Here is a 738-nt window from a genome sequence, read left to right as displayed (position 1 = left end):
AGTTGGAAAAGCTGCTCGCCGAATGCGAAGAGAAAACGCTCGGCGAGGAATGGACGCTGCGCCACGGCGACCATATCATCCTCCGAGAGCCGCGGGCGATCGCGCTCCGTACCTTCGGATTAAGCCACATGGTTCATCACCGGGCGCAGCTCGGGGTTTATTTGCGGCTTCTCGATATTCCGGTGCCGGGCATCTACGGCCCCTCGGCCGACGAGGATTACAATCCTTGATCACTAACAATTGAGGATTTTTAATTGAACAATACCAGTTAATATCAGCTTTTTGTTTATTCAAGAAATGGGCGCTATTATTGAATAAAGCATATTGAGGAAATGGGACAGAATAGTTCAGTAATTTACCCACCTGAATATAAATATAAAAAGGTATATAGGATTTTTCTCACGAATTAACTGCCTAATACTAGTGTAAGTTGAGATGCGGTTCCAATGAACAAATATTTAAGTTGAAAGGAGATTTTTATTTGTGACACAAACATCAAGAACTATTCCTGGAGCTGCAGTACGCGGAACGGCATCTGGCGTATTTTTCATGGCGTTTTTCGGTACTCTGTGGGCGTACACAGGAATTATGGGATTGCAAGGCTGGGGAGTTCCATTATTGTTAGTTGTTGCTGTTACTATAGGTATAGCGCTGTTCATTGGCGGTTTTTCATTAATACGTGCATCGCGAGAATTAACGAATCAGGTTTCAAAAACAGATTTAATGCGTGGGAAGCGT

At 44.0% G+C, this 738-nt stretch carries 1 protein-coding gene and 1 pseudogene; both read left to right on the top strand.

What is annotated here, in order from left to right:
• Positions 1-230 (top strand): DinB family protein (locus TR08_RS24955; protein WP_045522869.1); only part of this gene is annotated, 230 nt, incomplete at its 5' end.
• 253 nt (positions 231-483) lie between these two features.
• Positions 484-738: pseudogene (locus TR08_RS24950) on the top strand (hypothetical protein); the annotation flags it as partial.

Source organism: Neobacillus niacini (genome assembly GCF_000759675.1).
Classification (GTDB): Bacteria; Bacillota; Bacilli; order Bacillales; family Cytobacillaceae; genus Neobacillus; species Neobacillus niacini_A.
Note: the sequence above shows the minus strand (reverse complement) of the source record. Positions and strands in the feature narration are given on the sequence as shown.